Origin of the sequence: Flagellimonas algicola (assembly GCF_005937185.1) — a bacterium.
GTDB classification, from domain to species: domain Bacteria; phylum Bacteroidota; class Bacteroidia; order Flavobacteriales; family Flavobacteriaceae; genus Flagellimonas; species Flagellimonas algicola.
In genome coordinates, this window is record NZ_VCNI01000003.1 from 129,976 (window position 1) to 155,649 (window position 25,674).

Here is a 25,674-nt window from a genome sequence, read left to right on the forward strand (position 1 = left end):
CTACACTTTGGACAAAACTACTTTTTCTGACTGTTTTAGGATCAAATTTTTATAGTATTCTTTAAGTGCATCGTAATATTCCACTGGAAAAAAGGCAGAATTCAACTCTGTAGTGGCATTTACTCGAATCTGATTGCCTTGTGAAAGCACCTTAAATGAAAACTTGCCCGAATTCTCCGGTAACTGAACTACGGCACTCTCAGGTAAGGACTCCACTTTATATCCCTCAGGAATCGTTAGGCTAATCATATATTTCTTTTGTCTTGGAAAGCTAAAATCCACTGGATATTCCCTTTTTTCCATTTTAAAGGGATTGCTGGACTCGGCCAAGAACAGCATCGGCTTAAAGTAAATTTTTTGACCGATAATCTCACACTGATTCTCTTTGACAAAGTCACAGGTTTCTATCATCGGTTTTTCTAGTTGCTCCTTATTTTTCAATTCATAGCCATCAATCTCCATTTCCCCATGCTGGTTTTCCATGTTCTCCAAATAGGTTTCCTCATCGGTTTTTTCCAATTTGTCCCTTAGTTCCAAAGCCAGTTGGTTGGTGTATTGGGTTCTCGTTTTTCCGTCTACGGATCCATCCTCATGGATAGTGGCGGTCACATAATGTATTTCTTTAGACAGTTTCTTTGGTGTTAGCTCTACTTGTGAAGAAGAGCCATCTTTCCTCACCAATCTTCCCATCCAATTGAGTGCCCTGTTGGGTAAAACCCCTGGGATGGTATTTTTCTCAGTCGCATCGAATAAAATAACATTATCGAGTACTTCCATGCCGGCAATCACATAATTGAATCCATCTGTAGTTGGAAAAAGTGGTATCCCATTAGACCGGGTACTAACCAAAATTGGGTTGGCATTTAATCCCGCATAACGGAACATAGAAGTAAGCATGAGATTGATCTCTGCCGCATTGCCAGCTCCTTCTTTAAAAGCTTTTTTTATGCCATCCCTACTACAGGTAACCCCATAGTAATCGTTCCAGTTCATCTTGGATTGCACAAACTCAAAGATCAGTTTGGCCTTTTCCCTATCATCTGTTATCCCGTCTATGATCTGATCCACCTCATCCTTATAATAATTCTCTCTTCGCAATTCCGTTCCAAAACTTTCATATTCATATATGGATTTGGCAACGCCCTCCCAGGTGAGGCTGTAATCTTTATAGGGTCTGTTCGGAAATTGTGTGGAGGCCAATTCAAATTTGATGGCGCTCCTATAATTATTAATGTTACTGGTATATTCTTCCTCCACCATAGAAGGTAAATCAGATGCCTGAACCTCGTATACATTTTCATAGAAACTCAGGTTATGGGATTGCCTGGAAGTTTTTCCCAATTTACCTGCCACGTCTTCGGTTCTATAGGATATATTGATGGACCTACTTTCACGGGATTGCTGGAATTGAATGGGGTAATAACCCTTGGAGTGTCTCTTGAAAACAAAGTACTGTGGTATATCCAATCTAAGGTCCACCCGGTTTACCGGGATGCTGTATTGAAACCGGAAATCGTCCATATACCAGTAAAGCGGAGAGTTTACCTTAAATTCGATATCCAATACGCTGCCTTCCTTAACTTCAGGCATGGTGATGGAAGCCTTATTTCTGTATTTGTTTACCTCCTCCACGAAAATTCCATCTTTTTTGAGCTTTTCTTCCACAATTTTACCATCGATCATATTGAAGGTGATTCCCTTTACATTAGCGATTTTCTCCTCGTCACCTTGGGAAGCATACAATGGTATTTGAAGTGTTGCCCAGCTAAATCCCTCCTTGTTGTAGATCTTGATTCTGTAATGTGCCTCCTTGGTCAATGACCACCCTTGTTCCGCATTGTAATTATAGAAGACCCTTTCTTTTTTATACAAGATTGCAGCATCTGCATCTGGTTCCAAATGATGTTGGGTTTCGGCGACTTCTTGTTCTGAAACCTTTCCAAATTTTACTTCATTGGCTTGGGTTAGGTGGGTTCCTACCAACAGCAGGATCAGCAATCTTACTTTCATAGTTATAGCTTAGTTAAAATAATTCTTGAATTGTCGTACCGGGCCACTTGCTTTCGGAAATCCCGGTAGGGTTTGTAATCTTCTTTGGTGTATTGGCCGGATTTAACCAGCAGTTTTCTTTTATAAACCAATATTCCCGGCTCCTTTTGCTCCAATGAAATTTCGTAACTACCATACGTGGTCTCCAGTTTAAGCGGTTCCATCAAATTTTCTAGTTGATATCCTTCTGGTAAATGGATGGTGAACTCATCCTCATCCAGATACCCACGGGAAATAACCAAGTCGGTCTTTCTACTTCTACTGCGTTCTGGGACTATCAAATTTCTATTGTAAAGATTAGGGGCCAAAAACAACTTTCCATCCATATTGGAAAGGTAGTTGTCCGCTTCTATTTCTATTTCTTCAACAAAAACTGTATTCTGCTTGTCATTGTTGAATTCAATTTTTCCAAGGGTAAGGTTATTCACGTAGTTCCAATATTCTTTGTAATACTCTTCCTTTTCTATTTCCGATTTTAATCCATTTCTGAATTTTTGGTAATACTGGATCCCGGTGGAAGCAATGGTAACTTTACCGGTTACCCTTCCGTTTTCATGCACAACATACTCCCCTTTGGATCCTTGATGGTTGTCCTCATCCAGATATTGTTTGGATCGTATCAACTCGCCCCCTTTGGGTGTAACCCGCAATACATTTCTGTTATCTGTAAAAGTGCCCAAATGATCCACAGGGGTCACCTGGCTGGTGCATTCCAACCAGATATCATCTTCATCCAATGGAATATTCAGAATAACATGATTGCCTTGCATGGAAGGGAATTCAGCGTCCAAGTCGCGCTTTCTGGAACCTGCATGAACCACGGTGTAATAGGATTCCACGCCAACGGCTTTCAATAGAGCCATGGTATAATTGGTCAGTCCCTTACAGTCACCATATTTGACCCTGTCCACTTCAATGGCACTGATGGGCATCCAGCCCCCAATACCTAGTTGTACGCTGATGTACCTGGTATTGTCCTGCACATATTGATAGATTTTGGACACCTTATCCCGAGGATCTTCCAAATCCTTAACCAATTCCTGTACTTTTTGGATTGTATGTTCATCCAAATTGCCCTGCCCCACCAATAGCTTATCGTACATCCACTTTCCAAGGTCTTCCCAACTCTTTGCAGTTCCATCCACACCTTCCAGATGAAATTCTTCCAAAGCCAACTTAATGTGAGGGGCCATGGACTGAAACGACGGAGACAAAGGTTCACTTTTAAATGCTTTTAGGTTAGTACCTGAGGATCTTAATTCAGAATCTGAAACTTCAACGGTAATGGAATAAGCATCAAGGTTTAAATTTTTATGTCTAAAAGGAATTCCACAGTTTACGGTAAAATTGAATTCACTTTGTTCCGTAGAGACCCGATATCCATCAATAAAATTCCACGATGGCGCAAATGCAGTATTGGTGGTAACATAGGAGTCTGTAAATTCAACGGTATAAGGGTATTCCGTAGGTGTATACCTCATGTACATGACACGCGAATCCGAATAAAGGGTTCCACCTCCCACCGCACTTTGATCAAAAAAATCCTTTTTCTTGAATTTCTTGACTTCCTCACCATTCCGATCATAGATTCTAGCTTCTATGGAACCTATTTTGTGACCGTCATCGTAGTAGGCGGAGGCATGCACGAATCGGTTACCATTTTCATTCAATACCGTAACTACCCTTATCGAGGTAACAGTCATCTGATCCCGGGCTTCCACTACAACGTCCATTTTGTCCAATCGAACCACAGCATCGGCATTGACCAGAAGTTCATCCGGGATGTCGCTGTAGGTATAATTTTGGGAAAAGGAAATAAAAAAACTTAGGAAGGTAAGAAGGAAAGTAAGAATTCGCATTAAAAGACAGTAGGTTGATTTAGTCGTTGCTAAGATGCCAATTTTCCTACAAATTAAAAAACACTAATCGACAAAAGTGCATTATTCCTTGTTCTTTGTATCAATTATAATGGTAACCGGGCCATCATTGCGCAAGTCCACTTTCATATCGGCACCAAATACTCCAGTCCCTACGTTCCTGCCCAATTCCAGTTCCATGCTTTGCACAAACTTTTCATACAAGGGAATAGCGATTTCAGGTTTAGAGGCTTTAATATAGGAGGGTCTGTTTCCTTTTTTGGTCAGGGCGTGCAATGTAAACTGACTCACAACGATTGCATCTCCTTCTTCGTCCAGTACGGAACGGTTCATAACCCCGTTGGTATCGTTAAAAATTCGAAGATTGGAAATCTTTTTGGCCAACCATTGTATGTCAGAATCATCATCCGCATCCTCAATCCCAAGCAGCACCAAAAGTCCATGATTAATTTTGGACACCACTTTACCTTCAACCGTTACACTCGCTTCGGAGACCCGTTGTATTACTGCTCTCAATTATCGCTCTTTATATATGTCTGTTCTGTAATTCTCTTCCTCACCAGTAATCATCTGTACATAGCTTCTATACCTGCTCCAGGCCAGCGCATTGTTTTCCAAGGCATTTTTAATGGCACATTTGGGTTCATCCAGATGTAGGCAATTATTGAACTTACATTCAGACTTTAGCTTGAAAAACTCTGGAAAATAATCCCCAATCTCATCCTCTTCCATATCCACAATCCCAAATCCTTTGATTCCAGGAGTATCAATAATCCTTGCCCCAAATGACAAATCGTACATCTCTGCAAAGGTGGTAGTGTGTTGCCCTTGCAGATGTTGCTCCGAAATCTCTGCCGTTTTTAACTTCAATCCCGGTTCCAGCGCATTGACCAAGGTTGATTTTCCCACCCCGGAATGGCCCGCAAACATGCTGGTTTTTTCCAACATCAATTCTTTGACTTGCCCAACATTGGTACCTTCCTTGGCTGCGATCTCCAGACATGGGTACCCAATGCTTCTATAGAGCTGCACGAGATAATCCACTTCCACCATCTCATCCTCATCATAACCGTCCATTTTATTGAACAGCAATACAACAGGAATATCATACGCTTCCGCAGTTACCAAAAATCGGTCTATAAAACTTGTAAATGTTGGGGGATTGTTGAGGGTAATCAACAAAAAAACCTGATCCAGATTTGTGGCAATTATATGTGTCTGTTTGGAGAGGTTCACCGATTTACGAATGATGTAATTCTTTCGTTCCTTTATTTCGGAAATCACCGCAACGGTCTCATCCCCAATTTTTTGCAAATCAAAGACAACCTCATCCCCCACGGCAACGGGGTTTGTGCTCTTAATTCCTTTGATTCGGAACTTGCCTTTTATCCTACACTCGTAAAAATCAGCATCTTCCGATTTCACGGTGTACCAACTTCCAGTGGATTTATAAACAGTTCCTTGCACTTATTTGTTCATATTTTCAATGCAAAGAAACAATAATCCTCCCATTGGGGCGTATATCTTTGTGTACAGTATTAACTATAATCAATCCAATTATGAAAAAAATCTTATTTATCGCTTTTATTGCGCTGGCCACAACCTTTGAAATGAATGCGCAACAGTACAAGGTAATCACCAGTGTGGAATCCATTGTTCCAAATGGACTTGGACGTTCTCGAATTGTAAATGCCCTTGAGGACAAGGACTACCGAGAGTACACCAGCGTACAGACCGAAGAGGATAATACCAGGAACAAATCCAAGCGTGGAGAAATCCGAGTAAAGAACTTTGAGGAAACCAAATTGTTGAACTTTTATAACTTGGGTGGTATCCGGTTTCAAAATATAGCGGCCAACGATGCTCTAATTACTTCCATGATCAATAGTATGATTGCTGATGGATGGGAACTGGCCTTTGTGAACAGTGCAGTGGAAAGTGAAGGTGGTAAAGGAGATGGACAGGGTATTTTTATTACTCGATATATTTTTAGAAAATAAAACACCTATGGTGTATTGGAAAGCCCTTGGAAATCCAAGGGCTTTTTTTATGCATGCAACCCTTGGTTATTTCATCTTGTCTTTAGAGCAGAATAAATTAAGACATTATGAAAAAAGCATTTATCATTATCGGAATGGCCTTAGGAGTAAATTTTGGTCTTTCCGCCCAGGAATACAAGGTAATTACCAGTGTAGAATCCATAATCCCCAGTGGACTAGGTCGTTCACGGATTATCAACGCATTGGAGGACAAGGATTATAAGGAATATACCAGTGTACAAACCGCTGAGGACAACACCCGAAACAAATCCAAAAGAGGAAACATTAGAGTGAAAAATTTTGAGGAAACCAAACTCCTTAACTTCTTTAACCTCGGTGGCATCCGCTTTCAGAACATTGCTGCCAATGACGCCATGTTGACTTCTATGATGAACGATATGGTGGCCAACGGTTGGGAATTGGCCTTTGTAAGTAGTGCCGTTGAGAGCAATGCAGGGGAAGATGACCATCAAGGTATCTTTATTACACGCTACATCTTTAAAAAATAGAAAGTTCAATCCAAAAAAAAGCCCAGTGTATTCCCACTGGGCTTTTATTTTTATACTGATCTAGCTAATCCACAACATGAATTCTTCCACCGGCAAAGGTATTCTTGTACACTTTTTTGGGTTTTCCATACACGTTTACATCACCTCCGGCCCGTACATTGATATCCACAACTTCCGAAGCAAAAACATCAGCTTCGCCTCCAGCAGAAATCTTGATGTCCGTGTTAGAAGTTCGCAAATCCCTTCCATCAAAAATACCTCCGGTATTTAAGACAATGGACTGATTATTGGCCAATCCTGTAGCTTCTACAATACCTCCTGTCACCGCTCTGATGTCCACATTTTCTACATCCATTCCAATTCGTATCCTAGCGCCTTCCTGGGCCCTTAACTCCAGGTTGTTCTTTGTAACAAGTTCGTTGCAGGTGATTTGGGCTCCTTCATTTCCATCAATAACATCTAAACCAGTGTAGTACACCTCAATAAAAGTATCCTCTCCTGTGAATTTCTTCTCCAATTGCATCCTAAGCTTCAAGACACCTTTCTTGTTCATCCATTTGATGTCGTCCACATTTCTTCCTTTGATCACGATTCTATTTTCATCGGATTGGATCAAATTGACTTCGATAAGGTCAAAAACCTTAATTTCATTGAACTCCCCCACTTCGGTATCAATGGTGCGCTGCGCAAAAAGAACTGAAGATGAAAGGATAAGGCTGAGTAGTAGCAGTTTTTTCATGACTATTGGTGTTAACTTTCTAAAAGATAATCCATTTTGGAGATTGTTACAGTTAACGCATAAAAAAAATGCCATTTGCCCAAGGACATATCCCTGATTCAAATGGCACTTTATAAGCTTGACTTTAAACGCTATGCGTTAATAATCTTCTCTTGGTGGTTTATGGACTCTTGGTGGATGGCTTTGAACATTCTCAAAACAAATTCCTCGCTAAGTCCTTGGGACTCTCCTTCCAAAATCATTTTGCCCAAAATGGCGTTCCATCTGTTGGATTGCAAAACGGCCACGTTCCTTTGCTTTTTAAGCTCTCCGATTCCATCTGAAACTTTCATACGCTTTCCAAGAATATCGATCAATTGATTGTCGATTACATCGATTTGGGCCCTTAAATTGCTCAATTCGCTGTTGTACTCTGCTTCAGGGTCCGTTTCTTTTCTAATGCGAAGGTCTTTCATAATCTGTACCAAAGCAGCCGGTGTTACCTGCTGCGCCGCGTCACTCCATGCACTATCAGGATCATGATGTGTCTCGATCATCAACCCATCAAAGTTAAGATCAAGGGCCGTTTGGGATACATCAAAAATCATATCGCGTTTTCCGGTGATATGGCTCGGGTCATTAATGATGGGCAAATCCGGAAACTTGGACTGCAGTTCAATGGCCATTTGCCATTCCGGGATATTTCTGTACTTCGTTTTTTCGTAAGTTGAGAAACCTCTATGGATCACACCCAATTTCTTGATATCCGCAGAATACAATCTTTCCACGGCGCCCAACCACAAGGACAAATCAGGGTTAACCGGGTTTTTGATCAAAACAACTTTGTCAGTTCCTTCCAAGGCATCCGCAATTTCTTGCACTATGAATGGGCTTACGGTTGATCGCGCCCCAATCCAAAGCAGGTCTACATCATGCTCCAATGCAAGGTCCACATGAGCCCTGTTGGCTACTTCGGTGGCGGTTTTCAAACCTGTTTCTTCCTTGACTTTCTGTAACCATTTTAGGCCTATGGCCCCCACCCCTTCAAAATTTCCCGGGCGCGTCCTTGGCTTCCAGATACCTGCCCTATAGTAGTTGACATCCGTATCCTTCAAATCATGGGCAATTTTTAGCACCTGCTCTTCTGTTTCTGCACTACAGGGTCCGGCAATTACCAATGGATGTGGTAAATCCAAGTCATCCAGCCATTTTCTCATTTCTTTATTGTTTTCCATAATCAGTCCTAACTTTTTGTGAGGGGTATTCCTTTTAATATTTGTTTTATTCTGTTGGTATTGTTCATTTCTCGATGGACATCCTCAAACTCGTTGTCCAAGAGCAACTGCTTAAAGGTTGCCAAGTTTTGGATGTACTCTTCAAGCGATTCCACCACATTCTCTTTGTTCTGTTCAAATATGGGGGTCCACATGTCTGGTGAACTCTTGGCCAAACGCACGGTACTCTCAAATCCACTACCTGCGAGATCAAAAATATCACGCTCATTTTTTTCTTTCTCAATAACCGTTTTTCCCAACATAAACGAGCTTATATGTGATAAATGGGAGACGTAGGCTATGTGTTTATCATGCGCTTGCGGATTCATGTACCGAATGCGCATCTTCATCTCTTGGAAAAGTTCCAATGCCCGTTCTTGAAGCTTAAAGGCGGTTTTTTCCACTTCGCAGATAATATTTGTCTTGCCTTCGTACAAACCATGTATGGCGGCAGAAGGTCCAGAAAACTCAGTACCGGCAATTGGGTGACAAGCCAAGTAATTTCTTCTTTTAGGATGGTCTTTGACTGCTTCACAGATCAGTCCTTTGGTTGATCCGGCATCCATGACCACGGTATCATCATCAACAGCATCCAAGATCTTTGGCAATTCTTCCGTTAATGCGTTTACCGGGATGCTTACGTAGACCACATCGGCTGAAGCCAAAGCATCGAAACCGCCTTTTTGATCTATGATTCCCAATTCTAGGGCCTCATCCAAATGGGATTCGTTTTTATCAATTCCAACTATATGGGTGTCAGGATGCATTTTTTTGACATCCTTGGCGAAAGAGCCCCCAATCAACCCTATTCCGATGACAACTAATTGCATGCCACTGGATTTGGGATTTGAAAGCTGAGATGTGAGTTTATTGACTTCATCTTCTATTTAAAATCTATTGATAGCTTCTTTAATTTTTTCTTCTTTCACACAAAGTGAAAAACGAATGTAACCCTCCCCATTGCTCCCGAAAATGGTTCCAGGTGCGATAAAGATGTGCTTGTCGTTCAGCACTTGATCTATAAATTCTTCCGAAGGAACCGAACCTTCCGGCAATTTGGCCCAAACAAACATTCCCACAGCATTTCTATCATAGGAACATCCCAGTTTTTCCACCAATTGGAACATCGATTCCCTCCTTTTTGTATACACCTCATCCAAAGCCTTGAACCATCCTTGCCCGCTTTTTAAAGCGGCTATGGCTCCCTTTTGGATGCCGTAGAACATTCCTGAATCCATGTTGCTCTTCACTTTTAGCACCGCATTGATATGATCTTGGCTTCCCAATACCATACCCACACGCCAACCGGCCATGTTGAAGGTTTTGCTTAAACTGTTCAGTTCCAAAGCGCAATCCTTGGCGCCTGGGATGGACAAAATACTGGTCGGGTTCTTGGACAATACAAAACTGTACGGATTATCATTGACCAGTAGTATTTCATGCTCCTTCGCAAAATTCACCAAGGCCAAAAGTTTCTCTAGACTAGCTGTGGCTCCTGTTGGCATATGCGGGTAGCTTACCCACATTAATTTCACTTTGGATAAATCCCTTTGAGCCAGCGCCTCCAAATCTGGGAACCATCCGTTTTCTTCCTTTAGGTCATACGATTTGGGCACCGCACCAATCAGTTTGGTAACCGAGGTATAGGTAGGGTAGCCTGGGTTGGGCAATAAAACTTCATCCCCCTCATTCAAAAAAGCAAGTCCTATATGCATGATGCCTTCTTTGGATCCCATTAAAGGAAGAATTTCCGTTGTTTCATCTACCTGCACCCCAAACTTTTCTTGGTAGAAATCTGCAATGGCCATCCGGAGTTCCGGCAGCCCTTGGTAGCTCTGATACTGATGCGCCCCAGTATCCGTGATGGCATCCCTAAGTGTTTCCAAAACCTCTGGGGACGGGGCTAAATCAGGACTTCCTATGCCCATATTTATTATGGGCTTACCCTCCTGGATCATCCTCCTTACTTCCCTAAGCTTTCTAGAAAAGTAGTATTCTTGGACTGTTTGCAACCTATCTGCTGTAATCATGGCAACAATGCATTTTTATATTCTCCCAACAACCTGAAATCTTCGGACATGATCTCCAATAAGGATTTGGCCTTGGTAAAATGATCATAGGCCTCAAAAGTGACATCCACAAAAAAGGCATATTTCCAAGGTGTTTCTATCACGGGCAAAGATTGAATCTTGGTCAGGTTAAGGTTGCAATCACTCATCACGTTCAATACCGTAGCCAAACTTCCGCGTTTGTGATCGGTAATAAATCGCAAAGAGGCTTTGTTGATCGCCTCTTTGGGCAACACTTTATTCTTTTTCTTGAGGATGATAAACCTAGTGGCATTGTTTTTTATGGTCTGGATTTCTGGAGCAATGATATCCAAATCATACAAATCCGCTGCAACCTTAGGAGCAATGGCCGCTACCTTGGTCAATTGATTATCCCTAATACGTTTTGCGGTTTCCGCCGTGTCCACATCCTCCACCAATTTGATATGTGGGTACTGTTTTAAAAAAGTCTTACACTGAAGCAAAGCCATGGGATGCGACCTAACTTCCTCCACATCCTCAATGGCTGTTCCCTTAAGTGCCATTAGATTGTGGTGAATACTTAAGTAATGCTCTCCTATAATGTGAATGTTATTGTGATACACCAAATTGTAGTTGGGTATTATGGATCCGGCGATGGAATTTTCTATGGCCATAATCCCTTTGTCAGCTGTGCCTTGACATAGGTGGTCGATCATTGCATCAAAAGAGAGACATTCCACCAGCTCAATTTGCTCCCCGAAGTACTCCTTGGCTACTTGATTATGGTTAGATCCCTTGATTCCCTGAATGGCTACTTTTAAATTCATGGCAAAAAAAAATCCCGTCAAAACGGGACTTTATCTATTTTATATACTTATCGTACATCTAGAGCAGTCCCATACTTCTTTTAAAAAAGAAGTAGAAATAAAAACTGTTCCAGAAATACGTCTTTGTCATTTTTTACAAATCTTGAGCTAAGATAGCTATTCATTTGAATATCGATTGCTGATGGCGAATTTTTTTTGATTTTTTGTTGAACTCCTGCTTTTTTTGAATTTTACTCGCTCAAATCCCCCTTTCTTTATGAATATTCAATAATGGGAATTATCAAATAAGGATTTATGGGAATCTATCTAAAGCTGTATTTTTGATTCAAATTCGCATTCATGTCCATCATCGTAAAGAATGTTTCCAAAGACTTTGGAAAGCAAAAAGCCCTCAAAGATGTATCCTTTTCCATAGCAAAAGGGGAGATTGTGGGATTTCTTGGGCCCAATGGTGCTGGTAAATCCACTATGATGCGCATTTTGACCACTTACTATAAAGCGGATGACGGAAATGCCGAGGTCAATGGGTTTGATGTACAGGATGCAGAAAGTGAGGTTAAAAAGAGTATCGGGTACCTCCCAGAGCACAACCCGCTTTATTTGGATATGTATGTAAAGGAATACTTGGCGTTCAACGCAGATGTCTACAAAGTCTCCAAAAATCGTGTTGATGAAGTCATAGAGCAAACTGGCCTGACACCTGAATCACATAAAAAAATAGGTCAACTTTCCAAGGGCTATCGACAACGTGTTGGATTGGCGGCAGCCTTACTTCACAATCCGGAGGTCTTGATTTTGGATGAACCAACTACGGGCCTTGACCCTAACCAATTGGTGGAAATCCGAAAATTGATTCGGGAAATTGGGAAGGAAAAGACCATTTTACTCTCTACCCATATCATGAAGGAAGTAGAAGCGGTCTGCGACCGTGTTATTCTTATTCATAAAGGAAAGCTAGTGGCAGACAAAAAAATGGAAGAACTTCGAGAGGTCAATGAGCAGATCATAGAAGTTGAATTTGATTATCGGGTGGAAGAGGTCTTACTCAACCAGTTACCTAATGTCTCCAAAGTAAAAAACACAGGTGGTTTTGTTTACGAAATTACTTTTTCCACGGATAAAGATATGCGTCCTGCTGTATTTGACTTTGCACATGATAATGAGCTCAAAACCTTGAAACTGAGCAGAAAGAACAAAAACCTGGAGAGCTTGTTCGCAGAATTGACTTCTTAATTCGGATTGGATTTACTCAGCATTTTGGCGTTTGTGGATTCAGTGATTCAAAAACCCGTCAGTTCGAGTTTTTTCCAAAGGAAAAAGTACCTGCCTGCCGGCAGGCAGGTCGAGAACAGATTCTTGCAACCTATAGTTACGGATTTTAAGTTACTGATACAAAACATATCTAGGAGGTCTTAGCTCATTTAGTCGCAAATAAACAAGCATTTGCCCTCGGTGATGGGTAATGTGGTCGGCAAGTAATAGCAAAATCTGTCTTTTTGTTCTATCCGCTCCAAAATAATCCAATCTCTCCTTAAGTCTATTTGGGTCAAAATTTGTGATAAATTTTATTGTTTTGTCAAAGGTTTCGCTGATTTTGTCAATCATTTCCTTTATTGATTTGTTGGCCACTTTAAGTTCCTCATCGGTATTCCAATCTCTGGCTTTACGTTCACCCATTAATGATTGACTGTGCCAATCCATTGCCCACCCGATATGCATTAAATTTTCAGCAAAACTCATTGATTCTGGAGTTGCTTTAAAATTGTATTTGTCCTCTGGCATAGTTTCCGCGACAAGAATTAAGTACTTTTTTGAATTTTCTAGTCGTTCGAGGTATTCCTTGATAAAGCTATTTTCCTGAGCGTAAATTGGTAGCATCAATGAGGAGAACAATATTATCGAGGTCAAGATTGATATAAGTTTCATATTTTTCGTTTTATTCAGTTTCCTTATTCGAATGAGTTGGTTCACATTGAACAACAGCAAGGGTTCAATTTTCAATTTATCCGTTCTAAATTAGAGTCCACATCCCGATTCTTAAAATCTGCACTTTTCTTATTCCCAAATCGATATTTTAATGATAGGGCCACTTCCCTCTCATCTGCATAATACACCCCATCTGCATTAACCCCGTTTATGGCATAACGCTCCTCAAAGTTCATGGCTCGGGTAATATCATTGAATCGTAGGGTACAATCCCAATTGGTGAAAAGGGTTTTGGATATGGACGCCTCAAAAACTACCAGGCCATTTCTTTTAAAAATACCCTCTTGCCGTCTGCCCATACCCCAGGCTCCCAAAACCAAAGTGGTATCCTTTGCAATCTTAAGCTGATGATTGGTATAGGCATAAACAAAAGGTTTAACCGAAGAAAAACCGGCATCACCATCCTTTAGCTTGTTATAATTCAAGGAGATTGTGTTGTTTGAAGTCCAAATCCCCTTGGTGTAGGGTAAGGTCACACCCGCATAAAACCCAAGTTCCTTGTCTAAATTTACTTGGGAAAGGATTGCCCTATCATTTGTTTCGTCATAGGAAATGGTAAAGTTCATGGGGTTCTCACTTTGGTAGTAGGTCATAAATAATGTTTTGTTCTTTTTTTGGTAGTTAAGTGAAACTTCATTGGTACGGGTGGGAATTAGGTTTACGTTACCCGCTCCTTCCAAAAAAGGATTGATAAAAACCGTAATGGAGCTGGCCCTAGAAAAATCCGGTCGCCGGATGCTCCTCCCATAATTTAGGTTCAGGGTTTGGCTGGAATCCAAAGCTACGGACACATTGGCCTTTGGAAACAGATTGGTCTGCGCTCTGGAAACTATGGGTGAACCGTCATTTACAGTAGCTCCATCAACCTTATTATATTCTACGCGCATACCCATTTCAAAATCGGTTTTCTTGCTGAGCTTGCCGGAGACGGAACTGTACGCAGCGTACAATTTCTCTTCGTATGAAAAATCGATTATAGTTTCTTCGGCATTTGATAAATCTTGGACTTCGGTAAACGCATCGGCCTTGGCCTGACTCAGATTTATCCCCGATTCCCATTTATGATCTTGGGATAAGGTTTTTTCAACATCCAGTCGGAAAGCCAACGAATGAATATCATACTCCTGTTCCCGCTTTTGGTCAATTACAAACTCCGAATTGTCAATATTGTTTGCAATCTCCGTGGATAGGGTTTGACTAAAGCCGGTACTCTGTACCCCAGTAAAAAAGTTCCAAGAATCACTTAACTTTTTGTTGAAATTGAACGAGGCACTATAGTAGTTCTTCGTTTGGTCATTCTCGGTATCGGTTTGGATAAATTGCTCGGCCCCATCCCTTAAAAAAGTATCCGTCACTATAGGGGCATCATCGGTCTGCAAGCGCAAGGTGGTATTTAACGACACATAATCGGTCTCGTTCCATTGAAAGTAAGTCCCAAATCCAGCGTTGAGCTGCATTCTATCGTTTCTGGGTACCAAAACGGTGTAATCCACCGCGACGTCCCTTGCCGGTATTTCGAACAGAAAACTATTGCTTTCCCACTGCAGCAGCTGGTTGTAGGCCAAATTGCCCCGAAATGTCCAATCATCGCTGGCATAACTTGAGTTAAAATCCAGATAGTTATTAAAATTCTGTTTTGAAGACGCTGTTTCGGATACGCTTCCACGAAAACCAAGTTGGGCATTCTTTTTCAAGCTTATCAATAAAACTGCCCGACCTTCAGCTTCATATTTTGCAGATGGGTTATTGATCAGTTCAATCGTGGCAATCCCGTCAATCGGCAGCGCAACAAACTCTTCCATTGAAATACGTTGATTGCCCAGATAGATCAAGGGATTGCCCTTCCCCAAAATGGAAATGGATTCCCTATCCGGTGCTACTTGCACATTGGGAAGTCTGGATAACAAATCGATGGGATTGGGTATGGATGCGAAATAGGGATTCTGGACATCCACCTTTATATTACCTGATTTGTATTCTATGGGATTCTTAGCTGCCACCACCTCAACTTCGCTTAGTTGGGTTGCTTCTACTTTCAGGCTTATGGAGAACTGACGATCACCGGTAAGGGAAAAAGTTTCCCTATAGGATTCAAATCCGAGGGCAGATACCTGCAATAGGTACTCCCCGTATGGGACATCCTCTAAGGCAAAATGACCTTCCAGTATCGTGGCATACTTTGCCAAAATTTCAGTTCCTTTTTTAAACAGAAGTACATCCCCTACAGATACTGTGGCACCGTTTTCATCCAAGACTTGCCCTGTGATTTGATGGGTGCCTTGCGCGTTGGATTGATAAACAACAAAAAAAACTAAAACAATTATCCGTCTCAAACTATTGGGTTTATAGACAAAATAAAATCGTAAACTCGCTTAGTAAAGCATTTTAGCGGTATGAATTAGGTACTAGCACCCGTACTTTTTTGTAGTAACTCTTGTCTACCCTTAACATTGAGCTTGCTGTAAATACTCGTTATATGGGTTTTTACGGTGCTAAGGCTTATAAAAAGCTCATTGGCAATTTCCTTATTGGTTTTACCCTCCAATATCAAGGCCTTGACATTTTTTTCCTGTCTGCTCAAATGTGCATTGGGTAGGGAACGTCTGTGAAGTTTAATGCTGAGGATACCAAGACCCGCGACCAAAACAAGCAGAATCAGATTAAGCCATCTACTGGTTTTTAACTCCTGCTCCATTGCCAGCTGGGTCAAATAAGCCAACCTTTTCTCCAAAAACCAGTATTCGGAGGCCTCAATGGGACTTTCTTTTAATGCTGACAACAATTCAAGATAGTAGGTTGGGTTTTCAGAAATGTCCTTGTCCAACAACTTTTTATCCGCCAATTGTTTTATTCCAATCAGTTTCACCATCAAAATCTGCAATGAATCCTTCACAAAACCCTTTCTTGGGTCGATTTGGTTTTCTTGAGCCAGATATTGTCTTACCAAATTCGACTCAAAGGTTTTCAGTTTTTGCCACTCTCTGTCCCCTCGATTGGTATTGGTATACGCTCCAAAAACCTGAGGCCCTTTTTTAAATTCGATTTTATCCTTCGCAGAGAACATAAAACGAACCTCCTTGGTCACTGAATCGTTTACAATTTTTCTGATCCGTTCCACATGGAGACGATAAATCTTGTTGCTATCCGAAAAGTGCTTTTTATCAAACTTAAAGAAGCCATTTTTTTGAACATCCGCTATAGCAATGGGCGTTACTTCGTTTTGGTTTGTGGTATTCGAAACGGACAAGTGGCTCAAATATATCTGTGGTTTCCAGTCGGAGGAACTGTCAAAGTTTACAAAACCGGAAACCGCCTGCTGTGCATTGAGATGCAAACCGGTAAAAATGAAAACAAGAAGCGGAATAAGGTTCTTCATCGCTTAAATGTACAGTATTTGTATTGTGGATACAACAATATCCCCAGTTTCATCTTTTTTGGTGCATGGACAACATTTTAGATCAAAAATCATATAATCTCGATGTCCAAATCGGTATTTTTGCGCTTCAGTATAATCCGATTTCATGAAAAAGAACCCTGCACAGCTCGAATTATCCAAAGAAGCCATGCAAGCTTATGGGTATCAGGTTGTTGATGCCATTGTAAACCACCATTGCACCCAAGGTGACCAGAAACCTGTTGCCCTGGGATCTAGGGAGGAAATGGACTCCCTGTTTTTGGAAGAAGCTCCTGAAAAGGGAACAAATCCCGAACAGGTACTTCAATTTGTCTTGGAAGAGGTTATGACCAATAGCACCAATATGTCCCACCCCAAGTCCTATTCCTTTGTTCCAGGCCCGAGCAACTATGTCAGTGTAATGGCCGATGCGCTCGCCACAGGATACAATATTTTTTCGGGTGGGTGGGCAGCTTCGCCAGCCGCTGCCGAATTGGAAATCATTACCATTCAATGGTTGCTCAAAATCTTTGGATTTCCGGCTAAAAAAGGGGGTGGAATTTTTACCAGCGGGGGTTCTATGGCCAATCTTACGGCTCTTACTACGGCAAGGCGGGTAAAGTGTGGTCAGGATTTCTCCAAAGCCATGATTTACTTGTCAGACCAAGCCCATTCTTCCAATATTAAAGCCATCCGGGTTCTCGGTTTTAAAAAAGAACAGATACGTATTATCCCAACGGATAGTGAATTTAAGTTCTCCGTAAACAAGCTTAAAAACTGCATCGCCAAAGACCGGTTGGAGGGCTTACAGCCCTTTTGTTTGATTGCTACCTCTGGCACGACCAATACCGGTACCGTGGATCCCTTGCTGGAATTGGCCAAAATCTGCAAAAAAGAAAATATTTGGTTCCATATTGATGGTGCCTACGGGGCCGCGGCCATTTTATCCAAAAAAGGTAAATCCCTATTGAAAGGTATTGAAAAAGCGGATTCCTTGACCGTGGATCCTCACAAGTGGTTTTTCCAGCCTTATGAGATGGGTTGTCTCTTGGTACGTAATCATAAACACCTCAGCCAAACCTTTACTGAAAAGCCAGAATATCTCAGGGATATTGAAGGCAATACCTCCGAAATCAACTTTTATGATCATGGAATCCAGTTGACCCGTAGGTTTCGGGCGCTTAAGTTCTACATGTCCATTAAAACATTCGGATTAAAGGAATTCAGAAAGGCCATTACCTTTAGCATTGAACTTGCCGAGGAAGTTGAGAACCATCTGCGGAGCAGTCAAAAATGGGAGGTGATTTTTCCGGCAACCTTGGCGGTCATCAATTTTAGATATCATCCTATTGGAAAAAAGTACACGCAAAAACAACTGGATCAATTCAATCAGTACATTTCCGAACAAGTGGTTTCTTCTCGAAAAGCTTTATTGGTCACCACTTTGTTGCATGGGCAAGTGGTACTACGCATGTGCTTGATCAATCCTAGAACAAGCTTATCCGACGTGATGGAGACTTTGGGACTTTGTGAACATTATGCTTGGGAATACACTCAAAAACTCCAAGAAAATAACTAGCGATAGGGTTCTGTTTTGCGCTTTTGCTGTTCAAAAATGGTGATGAACATGCGAACGCTAATATTTCGAGCACGTTGTTTGGCCTTTTCGGCATTGGCCCCTACAAAATAGGTGTCAATAGTCTCAATCCAATGTCGTAGCCAAATCCCGAAGTGATAATTGGTAATGGTATTGCCCATACTTTCGTCCACCTCCGCATGCACCTTTAGAGGATTGCCCTTATACTTTTGGACAAAGAACAGATTGGTCTCCCAAAAATTGACCAGTTTTTCAATATGTTCCGGCCAATCTTTGATAGTTTCATTAAAAAAATGACCTATTTCCTTGTCCGCCCTCACTTTCTCATAAAAGCGGGTGACCAATAGGGTCACATTTTCCCGGGATTCAATTTCTACTCTGGACATCTCACAACAAATTTAAAATTAATACCACGGTACTCACCACTAAACTAAGGATAAACAGGTTTATAACGATTTTGGGTTTTTGTTGGGACAAAACTGCGGCGTTAAATCCCATGCACGCGATAGTGACCAAAAAAAGTTGCACCATCTGCCATGCTTGCACCCCATTGATCAAGATATACATGGCAGCCACAGAACCCAAACAGCTTTGGGCAATGATAAAAATTGTGGAATAGCCCCTTGCATCCTTTTCAAATGTCTTTAAACTTTTAAGATATAGTTCCATAATCCTGTCATTTGTCATTGTATGGAACAAATTTATTTCCGATTGATCGGGCTTTTTTATGACCGAAATCATATCCAAGTCAATCTGGAAAGCTATCGTAGGATTTTATGGGATTGTAATTGTAAAAGTCCCTTTTTTTCCAGGGATTTTACCGTCCTAATTACCGTTTCAACCCTTAAGCCTGTCAAGTCGGCCATTTGCTGCCGGGACAATTCCACCAAATAGGGTTCGGATTCGGGAATATGATGGATATGGGTCTTGAAGTAATCGATGAGTTTCAGTAAGCGGTGCTCCGGATTCTCCGTAGAAATTTCGGCCACCATGGTTGCTTTATAGTGCAACCTACTGGCCAGAACCTTTGTTAATTCAAGGTGTACTTCGGGATGTTCTTTTAGCAATTGCAAAAATTTGGACTTCTCCAATTTCCAGACCACTGCATCGTCAACAGCCTCAGCTTGTGCGGGATAATCCAAATCCTGAAACAAGGGAGGTTCACCAAAACTGGAGCCCGGGGGGAAAATACCTTGAATGTATTCTTTACCATCCTCGCTATAATTGTTCATTTTGATCTTACCGGACAAAATTTGAAAGTAAAACCGGGGTTGGGTATCTATATGAAAAAGAACCTCCTTCTTCTTTAAGGCTATTTTTTGTGCTCCATATTGATCTAATAGGTCGTCTGGAATCATGGCCTTTCTTCAAATTCAATGCAATCCAAGCGAATGTCTTCATGCTTCAACTGCTTTTCCAACAAATGACAATAATGATTGGCTCTTGTTTTCTCATAAAATTTACAGGCAAAACAAGTACGCTGAACGGTTAATATACCCTCCTTGTTCAACTTGCTGATCAGTTGGGTCAAGACTTTAAAAAAGCCTTCCTTCTCCTCGGGCATAACGTCATCAAAAAAATCACTGAGGCCACCTGCAAAATGTTGCGTGCTTTTCACTATTTCGCTTCCCAAACTTGACAACAAAATGGTATAGCTACGGTTATCCTCGGAGGAGTAATCCTTTATAATCAAGGATTTTTTATCCAGAATCCGAATGGCATCACTGATCGTAGGTTTGGTCACATTGAATTCCTGGGCCAATGCGCTAACATTATTGTGTTCACTTTTGTGATGCGCCACAAAAATCAAGATTTGAATCTGTATCGGGCTCAGTCCAAATTCTTTGGCCTTATTCCAAAGCAGTACCTTAAAGGCCTGGGAAATACGCTCAAGTCCAATAACAATTTTACTGGAAAGGTCTTCTTGCTGCCTAGTGGGGTCAAATGTGCTTTTGTCTTTCATAAAAAAGTGCCTGCCGGGAGTACCGACAGGCAAAGTTAGCTATCCTAATTAAATTAGGAACAATTTTCCATTTCGACGATGTAGTACCCTTTGGTTCTAATTTCGTCTTCCACCTCAGTTTGTACGGATTGGATATGGCAAAATCTGCATTCGTTGGAGGTAAGCGTACCTGTTTTAAATGTTTTGGTACCCAAATACTGCTGCCCATATGAAAAAATTCGACCCTCATCAGTCAATTCCTTGGGAACCAAAATATCGAAATGCATGGTTATCCCATCTTCCCTTTCCACGTAGGTATCCCATACTGCTATTTTCATATGGCCTACTTTACGGTATAAGGTAAGGATAGGTCTCCACTGCGGATACCATAAACCTCGTAAACACCCAACATGGGCAAATCTTCGTTACTCGTGTTTACTTTCATGAATGCGGACACTCCATCGTAATTAAATTCCGTTTGATGCTGTATCCGATAGTCCGGAACCACCACTTTAATTTGGTGATCCTTTGTGACAACAGGATATCCCGGAGAATCCATATACATGGGCATACCAGGATTTGTTGGGGGCAACACGACAGTCTCATCCGCCTTTTTAAATTGTTTGACGGATAGGCCACCAGCCACTCTTTTATCATCTACCAGCACCACCCAATGCGGATGCCAAATGACCCCATCATTGTTCAAATTGGCATCCCCGTTTTCATCCCATAAGGGTGTATCATCAAAATCTGGGTGGGAAGTCAGTGCCAAAGCCAAGATTCCATCGGCCTTGCCAAATCCAACAAACTCTGGTTTAAGGGTTGTAGGAAACACATACCCCAGCACTGGGGCACCATCTAGCTGACCCAACTTTTGCGGCACCGTGTTTCCTGCGCTTCCCTCCACCTTAATTTCCCAAATGGTGACACCCAATTCCTCTTGATGGGTTACCTGAACGTCTTGTATCTTAAAATCCTCATTGTTGTAAGGAGTCTGTTGGCCACAGGAGGTGAACATATTTCCCATTAAGAGCAGTCCCAACAAGTATAAAGTTTTTGCTTTCATATTATTTATTTAGGATTCCTAACTATATATTTTAAAATTAAACCTTCACGTCTTCAATGGAAGCTCCAAAATTGATGTGAAGCACATTTCCATTAGGTGTAACCAATGCTGGAACTGACTTTACTCCATATTGTTCTGCTTCCGGAATTCTTGATTTATCCTCGCCTATATTGACGATGGTGACCTTTTCACTTCCAATAAGGTTTACCAAATCCTGTTCGGCACTTACACATACTGGACATCCCGCATGATAAAAAACTGATTTACTCATTTGTCTTAAATTTAAGTTATGGCATTATTGCCATACAAATATAGTAAGGATTCCTAATTATTAATGATTTTCCAGTAAATATTTTATTATTGCGTTTAGTTCATCCTGCACTTTGGGGTCTGTGCTGTTAATCAGGATGGCGATTACCATCTCTTCTTTGGGATAGATAAAAAGATTGGAATATGCCCCTACGCTATTGCCAACATGCCCTACAAACGATTTGCGTTGTTCATCTTGACTCACTTGAAACCCCAATCCGTAGTAGGTAGCATTTCCATTCACCTTTTGTGAAGTGAGAATTTCCTGCATTACCTCAGGTCGAATCAACTTGCCCTCCAGAATAGCCAAGCCTAACTTGCCTATATCAGAAGCTGTGGAAAGGTAGCCCCCACCAGCCAACTTGTATTGATTGTTCACTGAAATTGCCTTCTTAAAACCTCCTCTGGTTTTGGTATAAAACTCAGCCTTTTGCAAACCTTTGGTCATTAAAACGTTTGGGTTTTGCTCAACCTGATTGGGTGAAAGGGTATGTTGCATGTCCAATGGCCCTAGTACCCGGTCCCTAACATACTCTTCAAAAGAAACTCCACTAGCTTCCTGCATGGCCAAGGAAAGTAACACAAAATCAAAGCTGTTGTACAGATAACCCTTTCCCGGTTGAAACTGCAAGGGGGCGTCCTTAAAAATCTCAATGCTGTCCTTTATAGAATAAGGACTGTTCAACGCAAATTCCTTTCCGCGATAAGATCTGATTCCAGCGGTATGGCCCGCCAATTGCCTCAAGCTAAAATCAAACTCTTTTTTGGGAAAATAGGATACATGTTTATAAAAGGAATCGTCCAGGTCTAAGAGCCCCTCCTCTACCATCCTCGCCAAAGCAAGACCCGTTATGCATTTGGATACGCTGGCAATTCTAAACAAGGTGGTGTGAGGGTCAACCTCTGTTTTGTCCTCCAAATTGGCATAGCCATAGGCTTTTTGCAGCAATTGTTGACCACGCTTTATCACACTCACCGACATTCCAGGAATTCGAGTTTCTGTTGCTAAACTTGCCAACATGGCGTCTACCTTTTCAAGACCCTGCAAATCCTCAATTGATTTTGTCTTAGTATTGGAAAACCAATTTTTAATGTTTGAGAAAAATGCCTTCACCTTATATCCTTAAGTCACCTAACATAGTGAGAATTCCAAAGAACAAAAAACTGGTTTTATCCTAATTGAGCAAGAACGGAAAAGTTGCCCGTACAAATTCCGTATACATTTGTGTTAAACAAAACAGGAAATGCAATCCACGGACAATAGACAACTTTATCATCAAAAATTGAATCGTGTTTTGGAATACATACATAACCATTTAGACGAAAAAATTGACGTAAAGGCTTTGGCAGAACTCTCCCACTTTTCCCCCTTTCATTTTCACCGGATAACACGGGCCATGTTGGGTGAACCTATCGGAGCGTACATCAATAGGGTGCGTTTGGAAGCGGCGGCCAAAATGATTCGATATACTACATTGTCCATGGAAGAGATTGGGTACAATATTGGATATGAAACCCCTTCTTCCCTAACCAAGGCCTTTAAGCAGCATTTTGGGGTAACCCCCTCGGCTTACAGAAAAAGTAAAACAATGAACTTAAATAGCGTAAATAAGATGGAAACAACATCCCTAAACATTAAAAAACCAAAAATCCTGACCGTTGAGGATAAAAATTGTATCTACATTACCCTCAAGGGGGCTTATCAAAAATTGGACTACCCTTCCGCCTGGGCTACCCTCTGGGCAGAGGTCAAGAGCCAAAAACTGTTCACCGCTGGCATTGAACATATCGGTCTCCCGTTTGATGATCCCAAGGTAACCGAAGAAAGCAATATCCGCTACGATGCTTGCCTAATCATTCATAAGGAAGCCAAGCCCAATGGAAAGGTTGGCGTTAAAACCATAGCTGGTGGAAAATTTGCCGTGTGCCACTATCAAGGTAGTTATAAGCGCTTGGAACAGGTCTATAACTATATCTTCAATACTTGGCTATTGCAAAGTGAGTATGAACTCCGGGATGAACCCGTTCGTGAGAAATATTTGAACAATGCCGAAAAAACTGAGGAAAGCAAGCTTAAAACTGAGATTTACATCCCAATCAAATAATTAATCCCTAAAAATCAATCGCCCATTAAAGATTTCTTCCACATCAATTTCTGGAGGGCGATTGATGCTTACAACATCCCCGGTACTCCGGATTGTCCCTGAAATCCGTTGCTGGGGGTTTACTAGGACATCGTTGGTGCCTCTGTGGTTCACACTCACATTTTCAGCCACCAAATTTTCCGCTTCCACCCGGGAGTCCCCCGCAGGTATGTTAATATTGAGATTGGTGGTAGTTCCACGCAACTTAAAATAAGCAATACCGTTGACCACAACACTAACAGTAGTAGTGTTCAAGTTTAAATCAAAAGATCCATCGGTGGTTTCCGTTTCTGGATTGATGAAACTTTCGGATATTAAACTGAGACTAGGGTATGAAAGCACACCATTACTGGAAATCAATAGCCCTGTGCTGCTTCTAATTTCTTCAATGTTTGGAGACGTTACATGAATAGTGGTTAGGCCATAGTCCCGAATAAAATTGCATCCATTGGCATTCTCAAGGATGAGCCTGTCCCCTGTAACCTTCGCAGACACTTCATTCTGAAGAAATTCTCCAGTTTCTATTTCCACCCTCTGGGTGTCGCCCTCGGATAACACCAGGTTGATATTCTCAAAAACAGTGATTTTTGTAAAGTTGGATACCTCAACAGTCCTGCGGGTCAAATCTCCCGCATTTTGAAAGCAATCCGGAACGTTTTCGCCGTTGCAAGCAGCGAAAAGAAAAGCCAAAATCAAATAAAAAGACCTCTCGACTACGTTCGAGGTGACATTCGCCCTATTTTTTGGTTTTCTCAATGCTTTCATTACATATCTATAATCTGACCCCAATTCCAAATTCAACAGTTTCTGCTTTAGCTCCATGTGATTTTAAGGTGATGGCCCCAAAGACCTTATCCCCGAAATAGCGCTTCAATCCAATTCTATTGTACATACGGCCTTCAAAATCGAACGGATAGTACACATAGTATCCCAATTGGGTTTCAATACTCATTTTATTGATAAATAGTTCGTGACCTGCAAAAACCCCTACCCTCTTAAAATCGGTATCTGGTGCCACATCCAACTCAGGAAAGGAAGTGGCCTGAAGCCGAATCAGCTCTTTTAAAAAATTAGAGAAAAAAGCATCGACCCCAAACTGAAGGGCACTTTTTCGTCCCAAACGCTTGTCTGCATAAGCGGAAAATATCCAAAATCCATAGCGACCAGAATTAATCACGTCACTCTCATTCACCCCGCCTCGTAACGCTAAATTATAGCGGATTGGATAGCTCTGCTCCTCTACTTTTTCCGCAGCAATGAAATCATAGATTTGTCCACCACTTAAATCATAGGTCAATCCCAGATTTAGGGCAAAGGTATTGGTTGATGTATTGGGAGCCTTAAAATTGGCATTGGAATAGTGAATCAAAGAAATTCCCGCCTTCAACCCCAAATTATGCCATAAATTGTCTTTTTGATAATTGACCATGGCCATGGTTGAGCTCAATAAATGCGTGCCATACGCATTGTTCCTAAAATTGTTGTTCTTATCGTATGGATTGGTATTATAGGCAACGCCCTGCCCCACTCTTACTTGTAGCTTCCGTTTCAGGAAATAGAAATTGTAATGGGCATATAGACCAAAATGCTCTCCCAAGGTGGGATTGTCCATGTTCTGATAGATAAATGTAAATCCAGTATCGGGATACCCATACAGACCTTCCCAAGCTTCTTGCCCAAATCGCTTTCTGTTAATTCCTAAAATAAATCCGCTTGGATGCTCGGTGATTAGATGGGAAATATCTGGGTTGTGCAAAAGGATGGAGCCATAGAAGTAATTCGCATCTATGATATACTTTTTGGGTGATTGGTCATCCTGGCCAAATCCGCAGGTCACAGATAATCCCAATAGGGCACATAAAAGAAGTAGGTGCTTCATGAGGGGCAAAAATAGACATAATTGATTGAATCCG

The 25,674-nt window shown here is 41.4% G+C and carries 27 protein-coding genes; 5 read left to right on the forward strand and 22 right to left on the reverse strand.

The genetic code is table 11. The features are described 5' to 3' along the window. From FGG15_RS17065 to rsgA, 4 genes are all read right to left on the reverse strand, one after another. Positions 1-2,010 (reverse strand): transglutaminase domain-containing protein, encoded by a 2,010-nt coding sequence (locus FGG15_RS17065; protein WP_138838584.1) that lies wholly within the window; start codon positions 2,008-2,010, stop codon positions 1-3. A 2-nt stretch (positions 2,011-2,012) separates the two neighbouring features. Then, the gene (locus FGG15_RS17070) at positions 2,013-3,908 is read right to left on the reverse strand and encodes a DUF3857 domain-containing protein (protein ID WP_138838586.1); all 1,896 of its coding nucleotides are present in this window, start codon (positions 3,906-3,908) and stop codon (positions 2,013-2,015) included. Positions 3,909-3,989: 81 nt separating this feature from the next. Next, the gene (gene dtd / locus FGG15_RS17075; RefSeq protein WP_138838588.1) at positions 3,990-4,442 is read right to left on the reverse strand and encodes a D-aminoacyl-tRNA deacylase; all 453 of its coding nucleotides are present in this window, start codon (positions 4,440-4,442) and stop codon (positions 3,990-3,992) included. Then, complete coding sequence (rsgA, locus tag FGG15_RS17080) at positions 4,443-5,393, reverse strand: ribosome small subunit-dependent GTPase A (RefSeq protein ID WP_138838589.1); 951 nt, start codon at positions 5,391-5,393, stop codon at positions 4,443-4,445. It lies immediately after the preceding gene. 92 nt (positions 5,394-5,485) lie between these two features. Here rsgA and FGG15_RS17085 point away from each other — a divergent pair, with 92 nt between their 5' ends. Together FGG15_RS17085 and FGG15_RS17090 are read left to right on the forward strand one after the other, a co-directional pair. Then, on the forward strand, positions 5,486-5,926 hold the full coding sequence (locus tag FGG15_RS17085; RefSeq protein ID WP_138838591.1) for a hypothetical protein: 441 nt from the start codon (positions 5,486-5,488) through the stop codon (positions 5,924-5,926). Positions 5,927-6,033: 107 nt separating this feature from the next. Continuing rightward, on the forward strand, positions 6,034-6,474 hold the full coding sequence (locus FGG15_RS17090) for a hypothetical protein (RefSeq protein ID WP_138838593.1): 441 nt from the start codon (positions 6,034-6,036) through the stop codon (positions 6,472-6,474). 64 nt (positions 6,475-6,538) lie between these two features. On the opposite strand, the gene FGG15_RS17095 is transcribed toward FGG15_RS17090, so the two are convergent. The 5 genes from FGG15_RS17095 to FGG15_RS17115 all read right to left on the reverse strand — a co-directional run bounded on the left by FGG15_RS17095 (position 6,539) and on the right by FGG15_RS17115 (position 11,323). After that, complete coding sequence (locus FGG15_RS17095) at positions 6,539-7,213, reverse strand: head GIN domain-containing protein (RefSeq protein ID WP_138838595.1); 675 nt, start codon at positions 7,211-7,213, stop codon at positions 6,539-6,541. 131 nt (positions 7,214-7,344) lie between these two features. Then, entirely contained in the window at positions 7,345-8,427 is a 1,083-nt protein-coding gene (locus tag FGG15_RS17100; protein WP_138838597.1) for a bifunctional 3-deoxy-7-phosphoheptulonate synthase/chorismate mutase type II, read from the reverse strand. An 8-nt stretch (positions 8,428-8,435) separates the two neighbouring features. Further along, entirely contained in the window at positions 8,436-9,296 is an 861-nt protein-coding gene (locus tag FGG15_RS17105; protein ID WP_138838599.1) for a prephenate dehydrogenase, read from the reverse strand. A gap of 57 nt (positions 9,297-9,353) precedes the next feature. Then, positions 9,354-10,496 carry a pyridoxal phosphate-dependent aminotransferase gene (locus FGG15_RS17110; RefSeq protein ID WP_138838601.1) on the reverse strand — a complete coding sequence of 381 codons (1,143 nt, stop codon included), beginning with the start codon at positions 10,494-10,496 and terminating at the stop codon, positions 9,354-9,356. Beyond that, positions 10,493-11,323 carry a prephenate dehydratase gene (locus FGG15_RS17115; RefSeq protein ID WP_138838603.1) on the reverse strand — a complete coding sequence of 277 codons (831 nt, stop codon included), beginning with the start codon at positions 11,321-11,323 and terminating at the stop codon, positions 10,493-10,495. The genes FGG15_RS17110 and FGG15_RS17115 overlap by 4 nt, the downstream gene beginning before the upstream one ends. Before the next feature lie 339 nt (positions 11,324-11,662). Between FGG15_RS17115 and gldA the strand changes: the two genes are divergently transcribed. After that, on the forward strand, positions 11,663-12,556 hold the full coding sequence (gene gldA, locus FGG15_RS17120; protein ID WP_138838605.1) for a gliding motility-associated ABC transporter ATP-binding subunit GldA: 894 nt from the start codon (positions 11,663-11,665) through the stop codon (positions 12,554-12,556). Positions 12,557-12,706: 150 nt separating this feature from the next. On the opposite strand, the gene FGG15_RS17125 is transcribed toward gldA, so the two are convergent. From FGG15_RS17125 to FGG15_RS20460, 3 genes are all read right to left on the reverse strand, one after another. Next, complete coding sequence (locus FGG15_RS17125) at positions 12,707-13,249, reverse strand: DinB family protein (RefSeq protein ID WP_138838607.1); 543 nt, start codon at positions 13,247-13,249, stop codon at positions 12,707-12,709. Between the two features lie 71 nt (positions 13,250-13,320). Continuing rightward, complete coding sequence (locus FGG15_RS17130; protein ID WP_138838609.1) at positions 13,321-15,642, reverse strand: outer membrane beta-barrel family protein; 2,322 nt, start codon at positions 15,640-15,642, stop codon at positions 13,321-13,323. Positions 15,643-15,707: 65 nt separating this feature from the next. After that, positions 15,708-16,685 (reverse strand): LuxR C-terminal-related transcriptional regulator, encoded by a 978-nt coding sequence (locus tag FGG15_RS20460; protein ID WP_313790999.1) that lies wholly within the window; start codon positions 16,683-16,685, stop codon positions 15,708-15,710. A 145-nt stretch (positions 16,686-16,830) separates the two neighbouring features. Between FGG15_RS20460 and FGG15_RS17140 the strand changes: the two genes are divergently transcribed. Beyond that, a complete protein-coding gene (locus tag FGG15_RS17140; protein WP_138838610.1) occupies positions 16,831-18,282 on the forward strand; it encodes a pyridoxal phosphate-dependent decarboxylase family protein in 1,452 nt (483 codons plus the stop codon). Here FGG15_RS17140 and FGG15_RS17145 read toward each other — a convergent pair. The 8 genes from FGG15_RS17145 to FGG15_RS17180 all read right to left on the reverse strand — a co-directional run bounded on the left by FGG15_RS17145 (position 18,279) and on the right by FGG15_RS17180 (position 22,665). After that, positions 18,279-18,686 carry a group III truncated hemoglobin gene (locus FGG15_RS17145; RefSeq protein ID WP_138838612.1) on the reverse strand — a complete coding sequence of 136 codons (408 nt, stop codon included), beginning with the start codon at positions 18,684-18,686 and terminating at the stop codon, positions 18,279-18,281. The two genes, FGG15_RS17140 and FGG15_RS17145, sit on opposite strands and share 4 nt — an antisense overlap. 1 nt (position 18,687) lies before the next feature. Continuing rightward, a complete protein-coding gene (locus tag FGG15_RS17150; protein ID WP_138838614.1) occupies positions 18,688-18,969 on the reverse strand; it encodes a hypothetical protein in 282 nt (93 codons plus the stop codon). Positions 18,970-19,061: 92 nt separating this feature from the next. Beyond that, entirely contained in the window at positions 19,062-19,658 is a 597-nt protein-coding gene (locus FGG15_RS17155; protein WP_138838616.1) for a Crp/Fnr family transcriptional regulator, read from the reverse strand. Continuing rightward, positions 19,655-20,263 carry a MarR family winged helix-turn-helix transcriptional regulator gene (locus FGG15_RS17160; protein ID WP_138838618.1) on the reverse strand — a complete coding sequence of 203 codons (609 nt, stop codon included), beginning with the start codon at positions 20,261-20,263 and terminating at the stop codon, positions 19,655-19,657. The genes FGG15_RS17155 and FGG15_RS17160 overlap by 4 nt, the downstream gene beginning before the upstream one ends. A 53-nt stretch (positions 20,264-20,316) precedes the next feature. After that, complete coding sequence (locus FGG15_RS17165; protein ID WP_138838620.1) at positions 20,317-20,580, reverse strand: DUF2024 family protein; 264 nt, start codon at positions 20,578-20,580, stop codon at positions 20,317-20,319. Positions 20,581-20,585: 5 nt separating this feature from the next. Continuing rightward, the gene (locus tag FGG15_RS17170; RefSeq protein WP_138838622.1) at positions 20,586-21,308 is read right to left on the reverse strand and encodes a hypothetical protein; all 723 of its coding nucleotides are present in this window, start codon (positions 21,306-21,308) and stop codon (positions 20,586-20,588) included. Between the two features lie 37 nt (positions 21,309-21,345). Further along, positions 21,346-21,579, reverse strand: a complete 234-nt coding sequence (locus FGG15_RS17175; protein WP_138838624.1) for a thioredoxin domain-containing protein — start codon at positions 21,577-21,579, stop codon at positions 21,346-21,348. Between the two features lie 60 nt (positions 21,580-21,639). Then, positions 21,640-22,665: a serine hydrolase domain-containing protein gene (locus tag FGG15_RS17180; protein WP_237561860.1), complete on the reverse strand. Its 1,026-nt coding sequence runs from the start codon at positions 22,663-22,665 to the stop codon at positions 21,640-21,642. A 196-nt stretch (positions 22,666-22,861) separates the two neighbouring features. Between FGG15_RS17180 and FGG15_RS17185 the strand changes: the two genes are divergently transcribed. Then, positions 22,862-23,722, forward strand: a complete 861-nt coding sequence (locus tag FGG15_RS17185) for an AraC family transcriptional regulator (protein ID WP_138838628.1) — start codon at positions 22,862-22,864, stop codon at positions 23,720-23,722. On the opposite strand, the gene FGG15_RS17190 is transcribed toward FGG15_RS17185, so the two are convergent. Next, positions 23,723-24,583, reverse strand: coding sequence for a head GIN domain-containing protein (locus tag FGG15_RS17190; RefSeq protein ID WP_237561861.1), 861 nt, complete (start codon positions 24,581-24,583; stop codon positions 23,723-23,725). It abuts the gene before it with no gap. Next, a complete protein-coding gene (locus tag FGG15_RS17195) occupies positions 24,534-25,640 on the reverse strand; it encodes an acyloxyacyl hydrolase (RefSeq protein ID WP_138838630.1) in 1,107 nt (368 codons plus the stop codon). Before FGG15_RS17195 ends, FGG15_RS17190 begins: the two co-directional genes overlap by 50 nt. Positions 25,641-25,674: the final 34 nt, after the last annotated feature.

What these genes read in the sequence shown, in the direction of transcription:
- FGG15_RS17100 (WP_138838597.1), bottom strand. Translation starts at nt 8,427, where the DNA reads ATGGAAAACAATAAAGAAATGAGAAAATGGCTGGATGACTTGGATTTA.
- FGG15_RS17110 (WP_138838601.1), bottom strand. Translation starts at nt 10,496, where the DNA reads ATGATTACAGCAGATAGGTTGCAAACAGTCCAAGAATACTACTTTTCT.
- FGG15_RS17170 (WP_138838622.1), bottom strand. Translation starts at nt 21,308, where the DNA reads ATGAAAGCAAAAACTTTATACTTGTTGGGACTGCTCTTAATGGGAAAT.
- FGG15_RS17085 (WP_138838591.1), top strand. Translation starts at nt 5,486, where the DNA reads ATGAAAAAAATCTTATTTATCGCTTTTATTGCGCTGGCCACAACCTTT.
- FGG15_RS17065 (WP_138838584.1), bottom strand. Translation starts at nt 2,010, where the DNA reads ATGAAAGTAAGATTGCTGATCCTGCTGTTGGTAGGAACCCACCTAACC.
- FGG15_RS17150 (WP_138838614.1), bottom strand. Translation starts at nt 18,969, where the DNA reads ATGGAACTATATCTTAAAAGTTTAAAGACATTTGAAAAGGATGCAAGG.
- FGG15_RS17195 (WP_138838630.1), bottom strand. Translation starts at nt 25,640, where the DNA reads ATGAAGCACCTACTTCTTTTATGTGCCCTATTGGGATTATCTGTGACC.
- FGG15_RS17095 (WP_138838595.1), bottom strand. Translation starts at nt 7,213, where the DNA reads ATGAAAAAACTGCTACTACTCAGCCTTATCCTTTCATCTTCAGTTCTT.
- FGG15_RS17145 (WP_138838612.1), bottom strand. Translation starts at nt 18,686, where the DNA reads ATGTCCAGAGTAGAAATTGAATCCCGGGAAAATGTGACCCTATTGGTC.
- FGG15_RS17155 (WP_138838616.1), bottom strand. Translation starts at nt 19,658, where the DNA reads ATGATTCCAGACGACCTATTAGATCAATATGGAGCACAAAAAATAGCC.
- FGG15_RS17070 (WP_138838586.1), bottom strand. Translation starts at nt 3,908, where the DNA reads ATGCGAATTCTTACTTTCCTTCTTACCTTCCTAAGTTTTTTTATTTCC.
- FGG15_RS17115 (WP_138838603.1), bottom strand. Translation starts at nt 11,323, where the DNA reads ATGAATTTAAAAGTAGCCATTCAGGGAATCAAGGGATCTAACCATAAT.
- FGG15_RS17185 (WP_138838628.1), top strand. Translation starts at nt 22,862, where the DNA reads ATGCAATCCACGGACAATAGACAACTTTATCATCAAAAATTGAATCGT.
- gldA (WP_138838605.1), top strand. Translation starts at nt 11,663, where the DNA reads ATGTCCATCATCGTAAAGAATGTTTCCAAAGACTTTGGAAAGCAAAAA.
- FGG15_RS20460 (WP_313790999.1), bottom strand. Translation starts at nt 16,685, where the DNA reads ATGAAGAACCTTATTCCGCTTCTTGTTTTCATTTTTACCGGTTTGCAT.
- FGG15_RS17165 (WP_138838620.1), bottom strand. Translation starts at nt 20,580, where the DNA reads ATGAAAATAGCAGTATGGGATACCTACGTGGAAAGGGAAGATGGGATA.
- FGG15_RS17140 (WP_138838610.1), top strand. Translation starts at nt 16,831, where the DNA reads ATGAAAAAGAACCCTGCACAGCTCGAATTATCCAAAGAAGCCATGCAA.
- FGG15_RS17175 (WP_138838624.1), bottom strand. Translation starts at nt 21,579, where the DNA reads ATGAGTAAATCAGTTTTTTATCATGCGGGATGTCCAGTATGTGTAAGT.
- FGG15_RS17190 (WP_237561861.1), bottom strand. Translation starts at nt 24,583, where the DNA reads ATGGAGCTAAAGCAGAAACTGTTGAATTTGGAATTGGGGTCAGATTAT.
- FGG15_RS17105 (WP_138838599.1), bottom strand. Translation starts at nt 9,296, where the DNA reads ATGCAATTAGTTGTCATCGGAATAGGGTTGATTGGGGGCTCTTTCGCC.
- FGG15_RS17160 (WP_138838618.1), bottom strand. Translation starts at nt 20,263, where the DNA reads ATGAAAGACAAAAGCACATTTGACCCCACTAGGCAGCAAGAAGACCTT.
- FGG15_RS17090 (WP_138838593.1), top strand. Translation starts at nt 6,034, where the DNA reads ATGAAAAAAGCATTTATCATTATCGGAATGGCCTTAGGAGTAAATTTT.
- FGG15_RS17125 (WP_138838607.1), bottom strand. Translation starts at nt 13,249, where the DNA reads ATGAAACTTATATCAATCTTGACCTCGATAATATTGTTCTCCTCATTG.